General features: G+C 65.4%; 18 protein-coding genes. 8 read left to right on the top strand and 10 right to left on the bottom strand.

Annotated features, from left to right (window positions below; translation table 11 throughout):
- Positions 1-34 precede the first annotated feature (34 nt).
- The 5 genes from pbN1_RS01385 to pbN1_RS01365 all read left to right on the top strand — a co-directional run bounded on the left by pbN1_RS01385 (position 35) and on the right by pbN1_RS01365 (position 4,244).
- On the top strand, positions 35-1,249 hold the full coding sequence (locus pbN1_RS01385) for an ABC transporter substrate-binding protein (RefSeq protein WP_169204043.1): 1,215 nt from the start codon (positions 35-37) through the stop codon (positions 1,247-1,249).
- An 83-nt stretch (positions 1,250-1,332) separates the two neighbouring features.
- Positions 1,333-2,061, top strand: a complete 729-nt coding sequence (locus pbN1_RS01380; RefSeq protein ID WP_244857104.1) for a branched-chain amino acid ABC transporter permease — start codon at positions 1,333-1,335, stop codon at positions 2,059-2,061.
- Positions 1,958-3,262, top strand: a complete 1,305-nt coding sequence (locus pbN1_RS01375) for an IS1182-like element ISAzo1 family transposase (RefSeq protein ID WP_244857286.1) — start codon at positions 1,958-1,960, stop codon at positions 3,260-3,262. Before pbN1_RS01380 ends, pbN1_RS01375 begins: the two co-directional genes overlap by 104 nt.
- Before the next feature lie 307 nt (positions 3,263-3,569).
- Positions 3,570-3,845: a type II toxin-antitoxin system Phd/YefM family antitoxin gene (locus tag pbN1_RS01370; RefSeq protein ID WP_169204323.1), complete on the top strand. Its 276-nt coding sequence runs from the start codon at positions 3,570-3,572 to the stop codon at positions 3,843-3,845.
- Between the two features lie 6 nt (positions 3,846-3,851).
- On the top strand, positions 3,852-4,244 hold the full coding sequence (locus pbN1_RS01365) for a hypothetical protein (protein ID WP_169204324.1): 393 nt from the start codon (positions 3,852-3,854) through the stop codon (positions 4,242-4,244).
- Positions 4,245-4,452: 208 nt separating this feature from the next.
- Here pbN1_RS01365 and istB read toward each other — a convergent pair whose 3' ends face one another.
- From istB to pbN1_RS01335, 6 genes are all read right to left on the bottom strand, one after another.
- Positions 4,453-5,247, bottom strand: coding sequence for an IS21-like element helper ATPase IstB (gene istB, locus pbN1_RS01360; RefSeq protein ID WP_169204270.1), 795 nt, complete (start codon positions 5,245-5,247; stop codon positions 4,453-4,455).
- Positions 5,234-6,622, bottom strand: a complete 1,389-nt coding sequence (locus tag pbN1_RS01355) for a Mu transposase domain-containing protein (protein ID WP_169204271.1) — start codon at positions 6,620-6,622, stop codon at positions 5,234-5,236. The genes istB and pbN1_RS01355 overlap by 14 nt, the downstream gene beginning before the upstream one ends.
- Entirely contained in the window at positions 6,528-7,520 is a 993-nt protein-coding gene (locus pbN1_RS01350) for a ParB/RepB/Spo0J family partition protein (RefSeq protein ID WP_169204272.1), read from the bottom strand. The genes pbN1_RS01355 and pbN1_RS01350 overlap by 95 nt, the downstream gene beginning before the upstream one ends.
- 56 nt (positions 7,521-7,576) lie before the next feature.
- The gene (locus pbN1_RS01345) at positions 7,577-8,017 is read right to left on the bottom strand and encodes a hypothetical protein (protein ID WP_169204273.1); all 441 of its coding nucleotides are present in this window, start codon (positions 8,015-8,017) and stop codon (positions 7,577-7,579) included.
- 483 nt (positions 8,018-8,500) lie between these two features.
- The gene (locus pbN1_RS01340; protein ID WP_169204156.1) at positions 8,501-8,890 is read right to left on the bottom strand and encodes a hypothetical protein; all 390 of its coding nucleotides are present in this window, start codon (positions 8,888-8,890) and stop codon (positions 8,501-8,503) included.
- Positions 8,891-8,907: 17 nt separating this feature from the next.
- Positions 8,908-9,489, bottom strand: a complete 582-nt coding sequence (locus pbN1_RS01335) for a DUF6036 family nucleotidyltransferase (protein ID WP_169204157.1) — start codon at positions 9,487-9,489, stop codon at positions 8,908-8,910.
- 525 nt (positions 9,490-10,014) lie between these two features.
- Between pbN1_RS01335 and pbN1_RS21085 the strand changes: the two genes are divergently transcribed.
- Both pbN1_RS21085 and pbN1_RS01325 read left to right on the top strand, forming a co-directional pair.
- Positions 10,015-10,227, top strand: a complete 213-nt coding sequence (locus tag pbN1_RS21085) for a transposase domain-containing protein (protein ID WP_425305746.1) — start codon at positions 10,015-10,017, stop codon at positions 10,225-10,227.
- The gene (locus tag pbN1_RS01325) at positions 10,227-10,733 is read left to right on the top strand and encodes a hypothetical protein (protein ID WP_169204159.1); all 507 of its coding nucleotides are present in this window, start codon (positions 10,227-10,229) and stop codon (positions 10,731-10,733) included. Before pbN1_RS21085 ends, pbN1_RS01325 begins: the two co-directional genes overlap by 1 nt.
- Here pbN1_RS01325 and pbN1_RS20665 read toward each other — a convergent pair.
- From pbN1_RS20665 to pbN1_RS01305, 4 genes are all read right to left on the bottom strand, one after another.
- Positions 10,711-11,043, bottom strand: a complete 333-nt coding sequence (locus pbN1_RS20665; RefSeq protein WP_244857103.1) for a hypothetical protein — start codon at positions 11,041-11,043, stop codon at positions 10,711-10,713. The genes pbN1_RS01325 and pbN1_RS20665 overlap by 23 nt on opposite strands.
- Positions 11,044-11,172: 129 nt before the next feature.
- Entirely contained in the window at positions 11,173-12,450 is a 1,278-nt protein-coding gene (locus pbN1_RS01315) for an MFS transporter (protein WP_280516192.1), read from the bottom strand.
- A 525-nt stretch (positions 12,451-12,975) separates the two neighbouring features.
- Positions 12,976-13,374 (bottom strand): hypothetical protein, encoded by a 399-nt coding sequence (locus pbN1_RS01310; protein ID WP_169204161.1) that lies wholly within the window; start codon positions 13,372-13,374, stop codon positions 12,976-12,978.
- A gap of 20 nt (positions 13,375-13,394) precedes the next feature.
- A complete protein-coding gene (locus pbN1_RS01305; RefSeq protein ID WP_244857099.1) occupies positions 13,395-14,216 on the bottom strand; it encodes a formate dehydrogenase accessory sulfurtransferase FdhD in 822 nt (273 codons plus the stop codon).
- 612 nt (positions 14,217-14,828) lie between these two features.
- On the opposite strand from pbN1_RS01305, the gene pbN1_RS01300 reads away from it, so the two are divergent.
- Positions 14,829-16,706, top strand: a complete 1,878-nt coding sequence (locus tag pbN1_RS01300) for a 2-oxoacid:acceptor oxidoreductase subunit alpha (RefSeq protein WP_244857098.1) — start codon at positions 14,829-14,831, stop codon at positions 16,704-16,706.
- Positions 16,707-16,715 lie beyond the last annotated feature (9 nt).

Here is a 16,715-nt window from a genome sequence, read left to right as displayed (position 1 = left end):
GTATCACCCTCAACTACAACATCGGAGACAACGAATGACTTCCTTCAGGAATTGCGTGGCCGGTCTGGCCGGCATGGTTTCTCTCGGCGCCATGGCACAGCCCGGCACGATTTCGGGCGACACGGTGCGCGTCGGCGTGCTCACCGACATGGCCTCGCTCTATTCGGACTTTTCCGGCAAAGGCTCGGCCGAAGCCGTGAAGATGGCCGTCGAGGACTTCGGCGGCAAGGTGATGGGCAAGCCGATCGCGGTCGTGGTGGCCGATCACCAGAACAAGCCGGACCTGGCCGCCTCCAAGGCGCGCGAGTGGTTCGATGCGGACAATGTCGACGTCATCGTCAACCTGGTCTCTTCGGGGGCGGCGCTGGCGGTTTCGGAGGTCGGCCGGGAAAAGCGCCGGCCCGTCATCGTGACCGCGGCCTACAGCGCGCGCCTGACCAACGAGGCGTGCTCGCCCTACACGGTTCACTACCAGGCGGACACGACGGCGCTTGCCAACACGCCCCGGGTGCTGGTGTCGCAAGGTGCCGACAGCTGGTATTTCATCACTGCCGACTACGCCTTCGGCCACACCATGGAGCGCGATGCCACCGAGGCCATCAAGTCCGGCGGCGGGAAGGTGGTCGGATCTGTCCGCCATCCGCTCAACACGCTCGATTTCTCCTCCTTCCTGCTGCAGGCACAAGCCTCCCGTGCGAAGTTCGTCGGCCTGGCCAATGCCGGCGGCGATACGGTGGCCACGATCAAGGCTGCCAAGGATTTCGGGCTCACCCGCAACGGCGCGCAGACGGTGGCGGCGATGGCCTTGTTCACCACGGATATCCATGCCGTCGGGCTGGATACCGCGCAAGGTCTGTACACCACGGCGAGCTTCTACTGGGATCGTGACGAGGCGAGCCGTTCCTGGTCCGAACGCTTCCACAAGCGCGTCGGCAAGATGCCGACCGAGATCCATGCCGCGGACTACTCGGCGACGACGCAGTACCTCAAGGCTGTCGCGGCGGCGGGCAGCGACGATGCCGATGCGGTGCTGGCGAAGATGCGCGCCACGCCGGTGAACGACCTCTACGCGACCAATGGCCGCATCCGTGCCGATGGGCGCCTCATCAAGGATTTGTACCTGGTTCAGGTCAAGGCGCCCGCCGAGTCGAAGCGTCCGTGGGACTACCTGACGGTGCGGGCGACCATCCCGGGCGAGCAGGCCTTTCTGCCGGCGGCCAGGAGCACCTGCCCCCTGCTGAAGCAGTGACAGGGACAGGGGATCGCCATGCATCTTGAATCGACCCAGCAACAACGGCAGCCGATCGGCCGTCATCGCGCCGGAGGCCCGACATGACCGACATTCTCGGAATTCCCCTGCCTGCGCTCATGGGCCAGCTGACCATCGGACTGGTCAACGGCTCGTTCTATGCCTTGCTGAGCCTGGGCCTGGCCGTGATCTTCGGCATGCTGAACGTGATCAACTTCAGCCACGGCGCGTTCTACATGCTCGGCGCCATGCTGGCGTGGGTGGGACTGACCTGGCTCGGCATCGGGTACTGGCTCGCGCTGTTGTTGTCTCCGCTCATCGTGGGCGCGGGCGCGATGCTCTTCGAGCGAACCCTGCTGCGCAGGCTGTACAAGCTGGATCATCTGTATGGCCTGCTGTTGACCTTCGGTCTGGCATTGATGATCGAGGGTTTGTCGATCAACGCGTTCGGCTCCTCGGGCCAGCCCTATGCGGCCCCGGACATCCTGCAGGGCGGGATCGATCTGGGGTTCATGTTCCTGCCCATCTACCGCGCGTGGGTGGTCGCGTGCTCCGTCTTGCTGTGTCTCGCGACCTGGCTTCTGATCGAGCGCACTAGCAGCGTGTCGGACTATCCCCCTGTAAAATGCCGCGTCGCCCCTGGAACCCGAGAGCATGAGCCGCTTCCGCCCGATCGACCGCCAAACGGACTACCTGCTACCACCGTCGGTGCAGGACTGGCTGCCCGAATCGCACTTGGCGCGCTACGTGGTCGATGTGGTGGAAGGGCTGGACCTGTCGGCATTGGAGCGCGCCTACGCGGGCCGCGGTAGCGATGCCTACCACCCGGCGCTGCTGCTGTCGCTGCTGATCTACGGCTACGCGACGGGAACCCATTCGAGCCGCAAGATCGAGCGGGCCACGTACGACTCGCTGGCCTTCCGCTTCATCGCGTGCGACCAGCATCCGGACCACGACACGCTGGCGACGTTCCGCCGCCGTTTCGGCGATCAGTTCGCCGATGCCTTCGTGCAGGTGCTGCAAGTCGCCCGCGAGAACCAGCTCTCGCGCTTTGGCACCGTGAGCCTGGACGGTACCAAGATCCACGCCAACGCCAGCCGACACAGCGCGCTCTCGTATGGGCACGCCGAGAAGATCGAGGCCCAGCTCAAGGCCGAAGTGCAGGAGATGCTCGCGCTGGCCGAAGCGGCCGATCGGAGCTGCGTGCCCGAGGGCGTGGATCTGCCCGCGGAGATCCAGCGCCGAGAAGACCGGCTGGCCGCCATCGCGGCCGCCAAGGCCAAGATCGAAGCGCGCGCCAAGGAGCGCTTCGAGCGCGAACAGGCCGAGTTTGATGCCAAGCTGGCCAAGCGTCAGGCCAAGGCGGCGGCCACCGGCAAGAAGCCCGGCGGCAAGCCGCCGACCCCGCCTGCCCCCGGTCCGCGCGCGGACGACCAGCTCAATCTGACCGACGAAGACTCGCGCATCATGAAAGTGACCGGCGGCGGCTTCGAGCAGTGCTACAACGCGCAGGCGCTGGTCGATACGGAGTCGATGCTGGTGATGGTGCCCCACCTCACCCAGGCGGGCAACGACAAGGAGCAGGTCGAGCCGATGCTGGCCCGCATCGCGGCCCTGCCCGAAGGGCTCAATCAGCCCGACCAACTGCTGGCCGACACCGGTTTCTTCAGCGAGCGCAACGTCCAGGGCTGCCAGGCCGCCGGGATCGAACCGCTGATCGCGGTCGGGCGCGACGAGCACCATCCGGATTGGCGCCGCCGCTTCGAAGAGCCCGCCCCGCTCGAGCAGCCCGCCAGCCCCGTCGAACAGATGAAGCACGCCCTCAAGACCCGGGCCGGCCGCGCCGCCTACGCGCTCCGGAAACAGACCGTGGAACCGGTGTTCGGCATCATCAAGTCGGTGATGGGATTTCGCCAGTTCCTGCTGCGCGGGCTCGACAACGTGCGCGCCGAGTGGACCCTGGTGTGCTTGGCGTGGAACTTGAAGCGCATGGCCGTATTGCGTCCGCAGTGAGAAAAAAGGACAGGGGCATTGCGATTTCGGACAGGAAACCGCTGATTGGAACCTGAAATGCCGACCGTTTCTCACATTGTGAAATCAAGCCCCCGGATACAGCGCCGGCGGTGCTCAAGTCCGACAGGCTGCTAGGGCTAGGGTGGTTAGGCGGGCGTGAGCCCGTACCAGCTCGCGAACTAGCGAGCATCCTTGAAGTGCGTCATGGCACCGCCGGTCGCCGCGACCATCGGCTGACCGATCGAACTTTCCACGGCCCAGTTCGTCCGCTACAGTAACCGTTAACGAATTCGTTAAGGAAACGAAGATGCGTGCAAGCGATGTGGTCCCCATCAGCGAGGCGCGAGCGCGATTGACGGAACTCGCCGAGGAAGTCGTGGGGGCCGGGGCCGAAAAGATCCTGACCAAGAACGGCGCGAGCTACGTGGCCCTCGTGGACGCCAGGAAGCTCGACTACTACCACTCGCTCGAAGAGGAGCACGCCTGTCTGGTGCTGCTAGACGACGCCGAGGTCGGGCTACGCCAAGTGCTGGCGGGGCAGGTCGTCACCGAAGACGAGGTCAAACGCTTGCTTGCGGACTGAACGCCGGTGACGCTAACCCAGCGAGCCACTGTCGCTGCAACGCGGCACTTCGCGGCGTGTCTGGAGGAGGCGAGGGCGTTCTTCGTCGAGCAGGATGAGACGACCGCTGATAACCGCTTCCGGGCGCTTCGTGCCGAGTTGCGTGAGATGACCGAGACGCTCGGGTGGGCGCCAGCCGGTGGGCGCCCTGCGCGGTTTTTCGCCGGGCGGTCCGTTCAAGCGCGGATCCGCGCCCGCAAGGTCCAAGCCCTGGCCGACGAGGCGGGGTTGCCGCACTTGCGTGAGTATGTGCTCAAGCGTCACGTGGTCCTGTACGCACATTCCAGCGCCCGGGCCTCGACGCTCACGGAAACTGACCCATTTCTGCTTATCAGAACGGACCCGGCCAGTGCGCAGTGAACAACCCGGAAAGGGGTCAAGGGACCGTGGAATAAATGCGGCGGGTTTATCGCCGCGTTTATGCCGCGAAAGCCCTTGACGCCTTGGAGGGGAGATACGCTCGTGGCAGCGCCGGGGATGGGATTTTTCCATCCCCGGCGTCTGCCTCACGGCGAGTGCGGGGTCTGGGGTAGCGCCCCAGGGTTTGCGCAGGGAATGATGGGGCGGGTTATGCCGCGGGTGCGCACGGGAGGGGCGCCGATTTCGACGCGCCCTTGTTCGTCGGCGGCGAGTGCGGCACTGGGGTTCGCAGGGAGGGTCCGTCGATGCGAATGGTGATGCAGCGGTGCTGGAGCCGGTCGAGCAAGGCGTCGACAAGGGCCTTGTTGGCGAACAACTCGTACCAGGCGCTCGGTTCCAAGTTCGTGGTGATCAGCGTCGAGACGCGCCCGTAGCGCTGATCCATCAGCCGGAAGAAGGCATTGGACTGCTCGGGCTTGAGGGTGAGATAGCCCAGTTCATCGATCAGCAGTGGCTGGAAGCGGGCGAGTTGCGCGAGGAGCTTCGGTGTCGAGCGATCGGCGAGCGAGGCATAGAGCTCGTCGAGCAGGACCTGGGCCTTGTAGAAGCGCGCGGCGTGGCCATTGAGGCACGCCTCGCGCAGAAGCGCCAGCGCGATGCCGGTCTTGCCGGTCCCCGGCGGGCCGATCAGCAGGATGTTCTCGTTGCGGCGCAGGAAGTCGAGTCCGGCCAGGGCGCGGATCTGGCCCCGATCGACCCCGGGCTGGCGGTCGAAGGGAAAGGAATCGAGCGTCCAGCGCCAGGGCAGCTTCGCTTGCGTCAGTCGGTACGCGAGGCTCTTCTCGCGCCGCTCGGCCGCTTCGGCCGCCAGCAAGCGCCCGACGACTTCGGCCGGCGGCGCGCCTTCGCGCTCGGCGCGCTCGAATTCGGCATCGAGGGCGGCGGCCATGCCGCGCAGCCGCAGCTGGGCGAGCTGGGCGTGGATCTGCTCACGCGTCGTCATCGAGCGCGTCGTTCAACGCAAAGAAGTTGCCGGCGACCTCGCGCAGGATGAGTTTCTCAAGCCGCCCCAGATCGTACAGCCCGTAGTGCGCCGCCTGGCGCACGGCCGCCAGAAAGGCTTCCCCGGGATAGGTGCGCTGGAGCTCGAGCAGGCGTCGCAAGGCCCGGGCCCCACGGCCCTGACCGCGTTGCTTGAGGGCCCGCACATAGGCCTCGAGCTCGGGGCTGTCGTCGCGCAGTTGCGCTTCGAGGGCCGGCGTGCGGCTGGCCCTGACGGGGGTGGGATGGTGCGCGGCGTCGGTACTGCGCGCATCGCGCTGGCCGATCAGCCGCAGATGGGTCGCCACCACGCGATGGCGATGATGAATGTCGACGCGGGCCGGATATTTGTAGACCGTCACCGCCTGCCCGACCAGACGCTCCGGCACGGAGTAGCGATTGACCTCGAGCGAGACATAGCCGTTCAGGTCCACTACCCGCTCGAAGACCTCATAGACCGGCGGCAGCACCGCGGGCAGCGCCCGCAAATACGGCTTCTCGAGCACATAGGCGGTTTCCGGCGACATCCCCAGAGACCGCTTCGGTCGGGCATTGGCCACCTCCTGGCACCAGGCGAGCGCCTGGCGGTTCAGGTCGTCGAAGTCGGTGAAGCGGCGTCCGGGCAGGAAATTGGTTTCGACGAAGAAGAAGTTGCGCTCGATCCGCCCCTTGCGATCGGGATGATTGACCCGGTGCGCACGGAATTCGAACCCCAGCGTGCGGGCGAAGGCCGCCATCTCGGGCGCGATGACAGCATCCGCTCCGGCGCCGGCGGCGAGCATCACGCTGGTGTTGTCGATGATGCACTGCGGACAAGCGCCATCCATGAAGCGCACCGCCTCGAGCAGAAACTCCTTGGCTTCGAAGCGCGTGAAACGCGGGCTATACCGGATGAACAGCCGGCGCGAGTAGGCGAGCACGAGACCGGCACACTGCGCGGTCACGGTCTTGTCGCCCAGGGTGACGCGATGCGGCGAGGTATCGTGCTGCATTTCCTCGCCCGGCGCGAAGAAGTATTGCCCGGCACGCGGGGGCGGTGCGCGCAGTCCGGCCTCGCGAACCCAGCGGGTCAGCGTGCTGTACGAGACGGTGAGCTCGTACTCGGCGGCGAGCAGTTCGGCCACGCGCACGACGTTGCCCTGGGCGCGCTCGAAGGCCGACTTCAAATAGGCCCGCGGCACACCCGGGCATGCGTCTTCCGATCGCGCCGGATCGTCGGGGCGCACGATCCGGCGCACGGTATTACGCGATAGCTCGAGCACACGGCTGATCTCGCGCAGGCTCTTGCCTTGGGCTTGCAGGGTTCGGACGGCATCGCGAATCTGGCTCGGCGTCATGGTCAAGGCTCCTCGCAAGCTCGGAGTGCAGCGCATCGAGGGCGGCGCGCAGGTGAGCGAGCGCGCCGAGAAGGGATTCGGGAAGCACTTCGCGGGACAGGCTCGGCAGCCGGCTACGCAGCCGCCTGATCAGCGCCAAGAGTTGCCGGACATCGGCCGCGCACTGGCCGTGCGGCCCGGCGCGAAGGCGCGTATCGGCGAGCTCTTCTTCCTGCGCGCGCAGGCTCTGAATGAACAGGCGCGGCTGGGCCACCATGCGCTCGCGGGCGGCACTCGGGCTCGTCAGGTAATGCCGGAACCAGACCTGCAGCTCTCGGGTGGACAGCGGCGTCGCCGCCAGCGCAGCGAGCAGCTGCGTCGCCTGCGCGGTGTTGGCGCGCGCCAACGGGGCCAGAACCCGTGTCGCCGCCCAGGTCGAAACCGTGCCCTGGCGCACGGCCGCGAGCACGGCTTCGGGCACGCCGCAGACGAGCTCCAGACGCCGGCTGACCCAGCTCACGTCGCGGCCGCAGCGGCGCGCCACCTCGCGCTCCGAGAGCCCCTGGCCGCGCACGAGTTCCTGCAGCAGCAGAGCCTCTTCCAGCGCCGCGAAAGGTCGGCGGCCGGCTTGCGCGAGAATCGTCAACAGGGCCTGCGCGAGATCGCACGCCCAGGCTTCCACCCGCGCGGTGTCCCGTCCGAGCCGACGCAGGGCGAGCACACGCCGGTAGCCGTCGACCAGGATCAGGCGCTGGCTGTCGGCGTCGGGGACGGCGATGCACGCAATGAGTTGGCCGCTTTGCTCGATCGAGCGGGCGAGGGCCTCGATCGCGCGCGGCTCGAGCAGCCGCGCGTCGGCGAAGCGCAGATCGAGGCGGTGCAGATCGACTTCAGGCATCTGGGGGGCCGGGGTGTCCATGACCGAACCCTACCCAGCCGCGCTGCGAATGGCGATGACGTCCTCTCTTTGCAAGATCAGCCGGAGGGTGCGTAAGGGCTTGAAACCGCAGTGATTCGAACCATCCACGCGTCCATCTTTGCAAGATCGTCACGCGTGGCCGGGCTCAGCCGGTAAATCCCTGAGGGCACGGGCGTTTCACGCGTCCACACGTTCATCTTTGCAAGAACGCGTGCCGCCCGCCTCGCGTCGCGCGCCTGCTGCTGGCGGCGGTTACGGTCGCTGTACGCCGGATGCGAACGCCGGTACTCGCGCCAGTAATCGGGATGCTGTGCGGCCCACGCCGCCTGCGCCCGCGCCTGATTCTCTCGGTACTCGGGATCGCTCTGCCGCCGCGCCAGTTGCCAGCGACGTCGCCGTTCCCGCTGGCACGCCGCCGACGCGCAGTAACTTTGCCGGGGGGTTTGCGGCCGGGGATGGAATAACTTGCCGCAGCCAGCGCACTGTTTGCTCTGCATGGACGGACCTCTGCCGAGGGAACCCTCCAGAGAGCGTCCGACAGGCGGGCCAAATAGATCAATCGGCCGCCGTCACGGCGGCGACCCTACCTCAGATTGCTGGGTCAATTACTTGAGCGGAAGCCGGGTCAATTCTGGTGAGCGCTGAGGCCCGGGTCGTGCTCTTGGCGATGCGGCACCAGCGCCAGTTGAGTTACGCGGTTTGAGGGGCGTGCCACTCCGGTTCTGTCGCAAAACTACGCGTCAGCGTGACGATTGTGCGTGGATGCGAGTTCATCATGCCAACGAAGCGACAGCGTGGCGATACGCGGGAGTTGGTAGTTCGGTGCGAAAGTTTGCCACCGAAGCCGCGGCGCTCCTTCGGCACTTTCCGAGACGCAGGGGGGGGCGATACTGAACCTCACCCGCAGGAGTGCGCCCCTGCTGGGCGCACATGAAAACGGAGCCCTCAGGCTCCGTCGTCAATTAGATCAGGTAAGCAAGTCAGGCCGCTTTGGCTTTGTCAGCGGCGTACTGTCTCGTTTGGTATGGCATCAGCTCACCCAAGCGGCTCGTGAGGTCCATCGAGGCGCCCCATGCTACAGCCAGAGGATCCTTGCAACGGGCCACCCCAGCGCTGGGTGCCGGGAGGGGCGGCTGGTACTGACGGACAGCAGAGAGCAGCCGTAGCTTCTGCTCCTTCGGCAGAACGTTGAAGCGGGCCAGCCTGTCAACCAGGTAGCCGGCGTCCGGCCGAAGCTTGGCGGGCACCTCGGCCAAGTTGGGCACCTCGCCGACGTACCATAACCGTTCAGCGACTTCACGCAGCAGGTCGGGATCGACACGCGCGAAGCCCTGGCGAGCCACGTCGCCAAGCATCCGCTCGAGTGCCATCCGTCGAACCGACCGTGTCACGAAGATCTCCTTTCGTTGAATTTTCTTCTAACATGGGACAAATTGGGGGTCAAGTCGGGTCCCACATAGTATTTGTTGGCCTCCAGAGCCAATTGCTCAAACTTCTCCCAAGAGGCCTCCGGTAAGGAGAGGAGGGTGAGGATGTCCTCCAGATCCACATCTCCCAAGCGCCCTAGCTTGGAAAGGGCGATGTCCTCGATGCTCGGCAGCATGACGATCACGGGTGACCCACGGGTGCCCTCAAGAGGCACGGCGCGGTCCTGGTAGTCAATGTGGAGCGGGCCCAGGGTTGGGTTGAAGGTCGGGTCGTACGCCAGCTGCGAGGGGCCTTCTTCCGGATCGTCGTAATCCACTGGCGGCAGTTCGGCCAGGATGAGCATCAGCTCCTGCTTGAGCGGCGGCGGGTACGCGAACTCGGCATCGACGTCGGTGCTGGCCCTGGATCGGGCATGGAGATGCACGGCACAGCCCCCGAAAATGTATGCGTGAACCGCACCGGGCGGCACTTGGCGCCGCGCGAGTTCCTCACCCAGGGTGCCGAAGAGCCGCAGGATTGCGCCGGTCATCGGGGTGTTCATGGTGCCCCCACAGTTGTTGCCTGAGATTGTATAGGGCTGGCTGAGTGAGCTGGATCGCATCTACAAGATCGGAGGTCTGTGGCTTTGAATGTCATCGCCTCGGGACTGATCGCGGCTCTACACTCGACTCTTGCACAAAGCGGAGATAAGCGGCATCAAGCGGCGCCGAAAAGTGGCAAACCGAGTGGCAACGGCCCCGAAACCCGCGCGTCGCGGCGAATTCGATCCGGTAGACGGCGTCAATCAACACGCCGACCAAGATGATTGTCGTGCCCCACCGATGCCACCCGCACGGTCACTCGGTTGGCTCGCACCAATATTCTTGGTGCCGTCTGCATCCTATTCGTGTCAGCTGGAGCCCGCGCAGGACCATGCCGCGGGGCGTGACGCCCTTCTTGCGCGTGGCGCAATCGGGAACGAGCAATGTGATGCAGCACATGAACAGCATCGCCCGCTGAGGAAGGCTGCACACAGCTCGCAGAACGGACGAAGCGGCGATGCTGCTCGCACCGTCGCCTCCCGCGGGTGGCGATCTCGCGCACGAACTGGCTGCTTGCCGGCAGCCCCCCGTGGCGGAGGTGCCGCCCCTGTGGCATGCTCGCTGACCGAGACGGCCCGGCTCGGCTCAACCGCATCGAGCCGCACGCCTGTCTCAAGGATGTGCTCGCGCGCATCCACGACCACCGCATTGACCGGCTCGACGAACTGCTGCTGATGAACTGGAAGCCCCCTGTCTGATGGATCCCACCACGCTCGAAGCGCTCAACCGCGCCAGCTCCCTGGAACTCTTCCACCTCTCCACCGTGATCGAGCGGCTGATGTCGGATCCGGCGCGCATCGTGCAGATCCGCCTGCACCTCAATCTGGGGCAACGCGTACGCTTCGTGGACTGGAAGGCGCCGGGTGCTGCGCTTCAGTTGCGCAGTGGTACGGTCGTGGCGATGAAGGATACGCAGATCACCGTGCAAGACGACGCCACGCGCGCCACCTGGACGCTGCCCTATGCCGCGATCGAGATTCCCGCCGGCAGCCGCTCGTCATCCCAGGCGGCAAGCCCCAAGGCACCGCCCCGGCCGGTCCGCGACGACTTCCGCGTTGGCGACCGCGTCAGTTTTGAAGATCGCCACCTGCAGACCCGGATCGGCACCGTCGTGCGCATCAATCAGAAGACCGCCAGCGTCGATTGCGACGACCAGGGCTGGCGTGTGTCTTTCGGCATACTCAGGCACGTCGTCGACCTCTGAACCCAATCTGTTCCGTGACGAGCGGAAAGAACGGGCGGCGGGCCGCACCGGTCCTGGAGATTGATATTTTCAATCGGGCAGCTCGAATAACCCGAGGTTTTCGTGCGCCGTGCAACTCGATCCTGAACACCCCGCGTGGTGCGGGGTTCCAGCTAGCAGTGCTGCGGGTGACTCCCAGCAGTAACACGGATGCGGCCTGCGTAATCGAAAAACCAAGTCCCACCATCAGCAGCAGCACGACGAAGATCGATCCGCCCGCACCCGTCAGCCCCAGCACCAAACCGACGATCAGCCCGATCCTCAGGCTCATCGGGAATCCTCGCGATCGAGCGCACGCAAGCATCGGGCGCCGCAAACGGGATTCCTCGTGGATGACGAAGGCCAGGCATAGAACCGAAAGGCACGTGCCCGTCAGCCATGATCGTCACGTCTCGATCGGTCACTGTTGGTTCAGCGCATGCCGTGCGCGAATTCGCACCAGGTCGGCGCCGTAATGGCAATAGCCGATTGCGAAGGCCACGGAGGCGGACAGGGCGACGAGCGGTATCAGTTGCATCGCAGCGAGCAAGCCAATGCGATCGGCGAGCATCCCGGTGATGAACGGCCCCGGCGCGAGTCCGAGAAGGTTGTTCGCGAGCGTCAGCGTGGCGAAGGCCGTGGCGTGGATCGAGGTGTGCGTCAGGTTGGCGACCATTGCGCCTGCCGGCCCCGTGGTTCCCGCGACGAAGAACATGCCGAAACCTATCACGACGAACTGCAGCGGGCCCGGCGGCAACAGGAAGCCTGCGACCAGCAGGATGCAGGAGGCGATCGAATAGACGATCGCGATCATCCACTTGCGGACGGCGTAATCGCGGCTGAGGCGGTCCGTGATGATGCCGCAGCTGGTCATGCCGACCGCGCCGATGAGGACGAAGGCCGCGGCCGCGAGGCCCGCCTTGTCCGGCGGCAGTCCGTAATAGCGATTGGCGTAGCTCGGCAGCCAGGCGATCATCGACGCCATCGTGAAGAGCTGCAGGCCGCTGCCGACATAGGCGCAGACGACCGAGACTGAGGAAAACAGTGCGGAGAACAGACTGCGCAACGATGGGGGGGCGCAGCGCCCCGCGGCCCCGGCCTTGTTTGCTGCCGAGTGCCCGATCTTTCCGGCGGACAGGCGGGTTTCGGTGACGATCACGGCATAGAGGATGACGAGGGCGAGTCCGAACAAGGCCATTGCGCCGAAGGCAAAGCGCCAGCCCAGGTGCGTCGATACCACGCCGCCCAGCGCCATGCCCATGACGGAGCCAACCGCGCCACCGGCCATGAAGGCGCCGGTCAGCGAAGAGCGCAAGTGCGGCGGAAAGACGCTCAGGATCAGGGCGATACCCACGCTGCCGTAGGCCGCTTCGCCGACCCCGACGAAGAAACGCGCGGCGAACATCTGGCCATAGCCTTCGGCCAACGCACAGGCCAGCGTGGCAAGGCTCCACAGGCCCGCCATCAGGACGATGCTGCGAACCCGCCCCCAGCGGTCGGCCAGTACCGACAGTGGGAAGCTCAGAAGCCCGACGAGGAGGGCGACGATGCTGTTCAAGGATCCGAGTTGCGTATCGGACAGGCCCCATTCGGCCTTGAGCACCGGAAACACGGCATTCAACACCTGCCGCGACATGTAATCGGAAATCAATAGGCCAAAAGTCAGTGCGAAAACAATCCACGCGAAAGAACGCGACACGGTCTGTGTATATCGAATGTTCGCGCTCGCGTCAGCGACGTGCGTTGCCACGGTTGTCCCCTCCGGATTTGCCTTGTCGACCTGGTTCCACGAGTGGGGCAGCGGCCGTCGGCTTCCTTATAGTTGAAGGTGCGAAGGGTGATGACGACTCATCCGCCTCCACGGTATCGGGGTGTATGGCCGTGGGGTGTCCGCCCGCCGCGTTCCGTCCCGAGACTGAGGCATATCCTACGGCGGTACGCGGCGGGATGCACCCCTCGCCGGTGGGGGGCATCCCGCCCCGCCGGATGCCGGCGGCCCATCCGCTGCGGCCGCTACGACCCGGCAGTGTGGGCGCACCAAACTGCCGTGGTTGCGTGGCTTTCTTCGGATCGACAGCGACAGCTGCATCGTCACCATCGATGCGAGGGGTACGCAGACTAGGATTGCGCACGCTACGGGATCGTGCTCGCGTCGGCGACGTGAGTGGCCAGGGTTGTCTCCTCCAATTGCGCCCGGTTATTTTTTTGGGCGGGTGGGTGCGGATCAGGCCGATGTGGCAGGCGTCTCGTTCATGCGCACGTAGATGGTGCCGACGTCCGGAATGACGACGCGCGGACCGGTGCGGCGGACCGGGGCGGAGCCCGAGCCGCAGCCGCCGGAGCTGCAGCTGGGCGAGCTGGCGGCCGTGCTACAGGAGCCTGGCCCGCAGCCACCGGTCGGGGCGGGGGCGGAGCCATCTTCCCCGTCATCGACGAAGGGGACGACCTCGACTTCGTAGCCCTTGGCCTTGTACTTCGCGACCAGCTCGGAAAGCCGCGGCTCGCCGATCTGCATCATGGGCATGTAGCCGGCGCGTTCGAGCCGTTCGTGCAGCGCGTCGATTTCGTCCGGGCGATCGGTCCGCATCAGGCTGAGCGGGATGACCTTCTTCTTCGTCGTCATGATTGCGCTTCCTTGCTTCCTTATTTCGTGAAGTCGATGCGCTCGCCGCCGTTGAAGACGAGAAAGCGCTCCTTCTTGGCCCACCCGATCAGTGTCACGCCGCAGTGGCGCGCGACGTCGATCCCCATCTCGGTCGTGCCCGACCGCGAGATCAGCACCGGGATGCCCATCTCGACGGCCTTGATGACCATCTCGGAAGTCAGCCGTCCGGTCGTGTACAAGATGTTCCCGTGACCCGTCTCGCCCTTCATCCACATCAGCCCGGAGATCGAATCAACTGCGTTGTGGTGGTCGATGTCTTCGACGTGGTGCAGGATTTCCGCGCCGTCGGCGAGCACGCAGCCATGTACCGCGCCGCAGCGCTTGTAGACGGTATCGAGTTGGTGCACCCGGTCGACCAGTGCGAAGACGGTCGAGCGCGCCACAGTGAAGCCCTCGTCGGGAAGCGGTTGCAGGCGCGCCATCGCATCGGCGAACTGCGTGCCTTGGCCGCAACCGGACGTGACGGTGCGCCGCCGCCGCAGCTCGTCGCAGCGCTCGCCGGCGTCGCGGTGATACGTGCTGACGGCCGCCGCGCTGACCTCCCAGCTCACGTGGAGCTCGGCGATGTCTCGCAGGTTGTCGATGAGGCGCTGGTTGCGCAGATAGCCGAGCACCAGCGCCTCGGGGTTCTGCCCCAGCGTCATCAGCGTCACGATCTCGCGCTTGTCGAGATAGATCGTCAGCGCGCGCTCGCCGGGGAGCTGGGTCGCCAACGGCTGGCCGTTCTGGTCCAGCACGAGGCCGGAAACGGCCGGTTCGCAGCGAGTCTGTGAGATGAGGGGGCGGCGTTCCATCAGCATGGGAGTCTCCGCGGGATGGGAAGAATTGTTGCCACCGGGGCGCGCTTAGGCGCCGTGTCCGGGCAGATACACCGACTTGCCGGCCATCGGCGCCGTCGTGGGTGGGCCCAGGTTTGCCGATGGCAGGATCGTGATGCGATGGTGGTGTCTCCTTCGTCTATGAATTGCATTTTTGTGCGATCACGTTAAGCACTTTGGCGAAGGTGTAATTGACCTGCTGGGGCATTGCCTTGACGTTTCGTGCTTACGGCGACATGGCGCCGAATGCGAGTGCGACCAGTGCCGCGGGCGGTAAGGCGATCACCGCTCCCCACCCGTGCGGCGGGGGGAGGCACGGGATCGGGCCTTGAAGCTGCCATGCTGGCGTCGTCGCAATTTGCCCGAAAACTCATGTAGGGCGTGCAAGTCGGGCGAATTCCGAATCGGCCCCGGATCCGAACCGGAAGGCCTCTGTTGCCGATTCACGGTGAGACAGAAGGTCAACAATTTGGCTCGCCCGGTCAATCGACCGTCCATCCCCGAAGCGCCTAATCGATTCCGCCAAGCGACGTGTGGATGACCTTTGCGTTCTCCGGTTGCCTCACTCCATTAACGGACATCAGGTGCTTTCGTATGAATACTCAAACCATGGCGGTGGACGAGCCCAGGGTCGTCGGCGGAATTCAAAAGACCCGCCCGATCGAGGAAATCAAGAGTGTCGTGATCCGCTTCGTCGGCGATTCGGGCGACGGGATGCAACTCACCGGCAACGAATTCTCGAAGTCGGTCGCCCGCGCCGGCCACGATTTCGCGACGCACCCGGACTACCCCTCCGAAATCCGCGCCCCGACCGGCACGCTGTTCGGCGTCTCCGGTTACCAGATCCAGTTTTCGTCGGGCGAGGTGTTTACCTCCGGCGACGCCCCCGACGTGCTCGTCGCGATGAACCCCGCGGCGCTGAAAACCAACCTGCCGGATGTGAAGCACGGCGGGATGATCATCGCCAACGCCGGTGCCTTCAACAAGGCCAACCTGCAGAAGGCGGGATACCAGAGCAATCCGCTCGACGACGGCACGCTCACCGATTTCCGTCTCTATACGATCGACATCTCGGAGCTGACGGCGCAGGCCCTGAAGGACACGGGGATCTCGAAGAAGGAAATCGGCCGCTGCAAGAACTACTACGCACTCGGCCTGATGCTGTGCCTGTACAGCCGGCCGCTGGAATCCGAGGAAGGCAACATCCGCGCGAAATTCGCGAAGAAGCCCGAAATCGCCGAGGCGAACGTGATCGCCTTGCGCGCGGGCTACGCCTATGCGGAATCGACCGAGATGTTCGTCAGCACCTACCAGGTGCGCGCGGCCGACATCAAGCCCGGCCGTTATCGCAGCCTCACCGGTAACCACGCCGCGGCGCTCGGTTTCGCGGCGGCGTCGGAACTCGCCCAGGTGCCGCTCTTCCTCGGTTCCTACCCGATCACTCCGGCCACCGACATCCTGCAGGAACTGTCGGCGCTGAAGCATTTCAACATCACCACCTTCCAGGCCGAAGACGAGATCGCCGGCATCTGCTCCGCGATCGGCGCGGCCTACGGCGGCGTGCTGGGCCTGACCACCACGTCCGGCCCCGGCATGGCTTTGAAGACCGAGGCGCTGGGCCTCGCCGTCATGCTGGAATTGCCGCTGGTGATCACCAACGTGCAGCGCGGCGGCCCCTCGACCGGTTTGCCGACCAAAGTCGAGCAGTCCGACCTCTTGCAGGCAGTGTATGGGCGTAACGGCGAATGCCCGATCCCCGTGATCGCCGCCCGCTCGCCGGCCGACTGCTTCGACTGCGCGATCGAGGCGTTCCGCATCGCCGTCAAATACATGACACCGGTGATCTTCCTGTCCGACGGCGGCATCGGCAACGCGGCCGAGCCGTGGCGGATTCCGGATCCGGCGCGCCTGTCGCCGCTGGCGGTCAAGTTCCGCACCGATCCGGAGGGCTTCCAGCCGTATGCGCGCGATGAGAATCTGGCGCGCGCCTGGGTACGGCCCGGCACGCCGGGCATGGAGCATCGCGTCGGGGGGCTCGAGAAGAATTTCCTGACCGGCAACATCTCCCACGACCCGATCAACCATGAGCGCATGGTCGACGTGCGCGCGGCCAAGGTGGCCGGCATCGCGAAGGACATTCCGCCGCTCATGGTGGAGGGGCCTGGCAGCGGCGATCTGCTGATCGTCGGCTGGGGCAGCACCTACGGGTCGATCGTTCAGGCGCGCGAGAAGGCTGCGCTGGCCGGCAAGTCGGTGGCGCATGTGCATCTGCGCCACCTCAACCCGCTACCCCACGATCTCGGCGACATCATGTCCCGCTACAAGACCGTGCTCGTCCCCGAACTCAATCTCGGCCAGCTCTCGAAGCTGCTGCGCGAACGCTACCTGCGCGACGTGATCGTCATGTCGAAGATGCAGGGAAAGATGTTCAAAGTCTCCGAAATCCACGATCGCATCCTGGAACTGTGCTGAGGAACCGAC

The sequence above is a fragment of the Aromatoleum bremense genome (assembly GCF_017894365.1).
In the GTDB taxonomy this organism is placed as follows: domain Bacteria; phylum Pseudomonadota; class Gammaproteobacteria; order Burkholderiales; family Rhodocyclaceae; genus Aromatoleum; species Aromatoleum bremense.
This window is presented reverse-complemented; position numbering and strand designations above follow the sequence as displayed.

Bases quoted from the DNA above. Each gene is read 5' to 3' on its own strand.
- pbN1_RS01385 (WP_169204043.1), top strand. From the start codon at position 35: ATGACTTCCTTCAGGAATTGCGTGGCCGGTCTGGCCGGCATGGTTTCT.
- pbN1_RS20665 (WP_244857103.1), bottom strand. From the start codon at position 11,043: ATGAGCCTGAGGATCGGGCTGATCGTCGGTTTGGTGCTGGGGCTGACG.
- pbN1_RS01345 (WP_169204273.1), bottom strand. From the start codon at position 8,017: ATGCAGAGCAAACAGTGCGCTGGCTGCGGCAAGTTATTCCATCCCCGG.
- pbN1_RS01350 (WP_169204272.1), bottom strand. From the start codon at position 7,520: ATGGACACCCCGGCCCCCCAGATGCCTGAAGTCGATCTGCACCGCCTC.
- pbN1_RS01335 (WP_169204157.1), bottom strand. From the start codon at position 9,489: ATGAACACCCCGATGACCGGCGCAATCCTGCGGCTCTTCGGCACCCTG.
- pbN1_RS01340 (WP_169204156.1), bottom strand. From the start codon at position 8,890: ATGGCACTCGAGCGGATGCTTGGCGACGTGGCTCGCCAGGGCTTCGCG.
- pbN1_RS01380 (WP_244857104.1), top strand. From the start codon at position 1,333: ATGACCGACATTCTCGGAATTCCCCTGCCTGCGCTCATGGGCCAGCTG.
- pbN1_RS01325 (WP_169204159.1), top strand. From the start codon at position 10,227: ATGGATCCCACCACGCTCGAAGCGCTCAACCGCGCCAGCTCCCTGGAA.
- pbN1_RS01305 (WP_244857099.1), bottom strand. From the start codon at position 14,216: ATGCTGATGGAACGCCGCCCCCTCATCTCACAGACTCGCTGCGAACCG.
- pbN1_RS01355 (WP_169204271.1), bottom strand. From the start codon at position 6,622: ATGACGCCGAGCCAGATTCGCGATGCCGTCCGAACCCTGCAAGCCCAA.
- pbN1_RS01310 (WP_169204161.1), bottom strand. From the start codon at position 13,374: ATGACGACGAAGAAGAAGGTCATCCCGCTCAGCCTGATGCGGACCGAT.
- pbN1_RS01300 (WP_244857098.1), top strand. From the start codon at position 14,829: ATGAATACTCAAACCATGGCGGTGGACGAGCCCAGGGTCGTCGGCGGA.
- pbN1_RS01370 (WP_169204323.1), top strand. From the start codon at position 3,570: ATGCGTGCAAGCGATGTGGTCCCCATCAGCGAGGCGCGAGCGCGATTG.
- istB (WP_169204270.1), bottom strand. From the start codon at position 5,247: ATGACGACGCGTGAGCAGATCCACGCCCAGCTCGCCCAGCTGCGGCTG.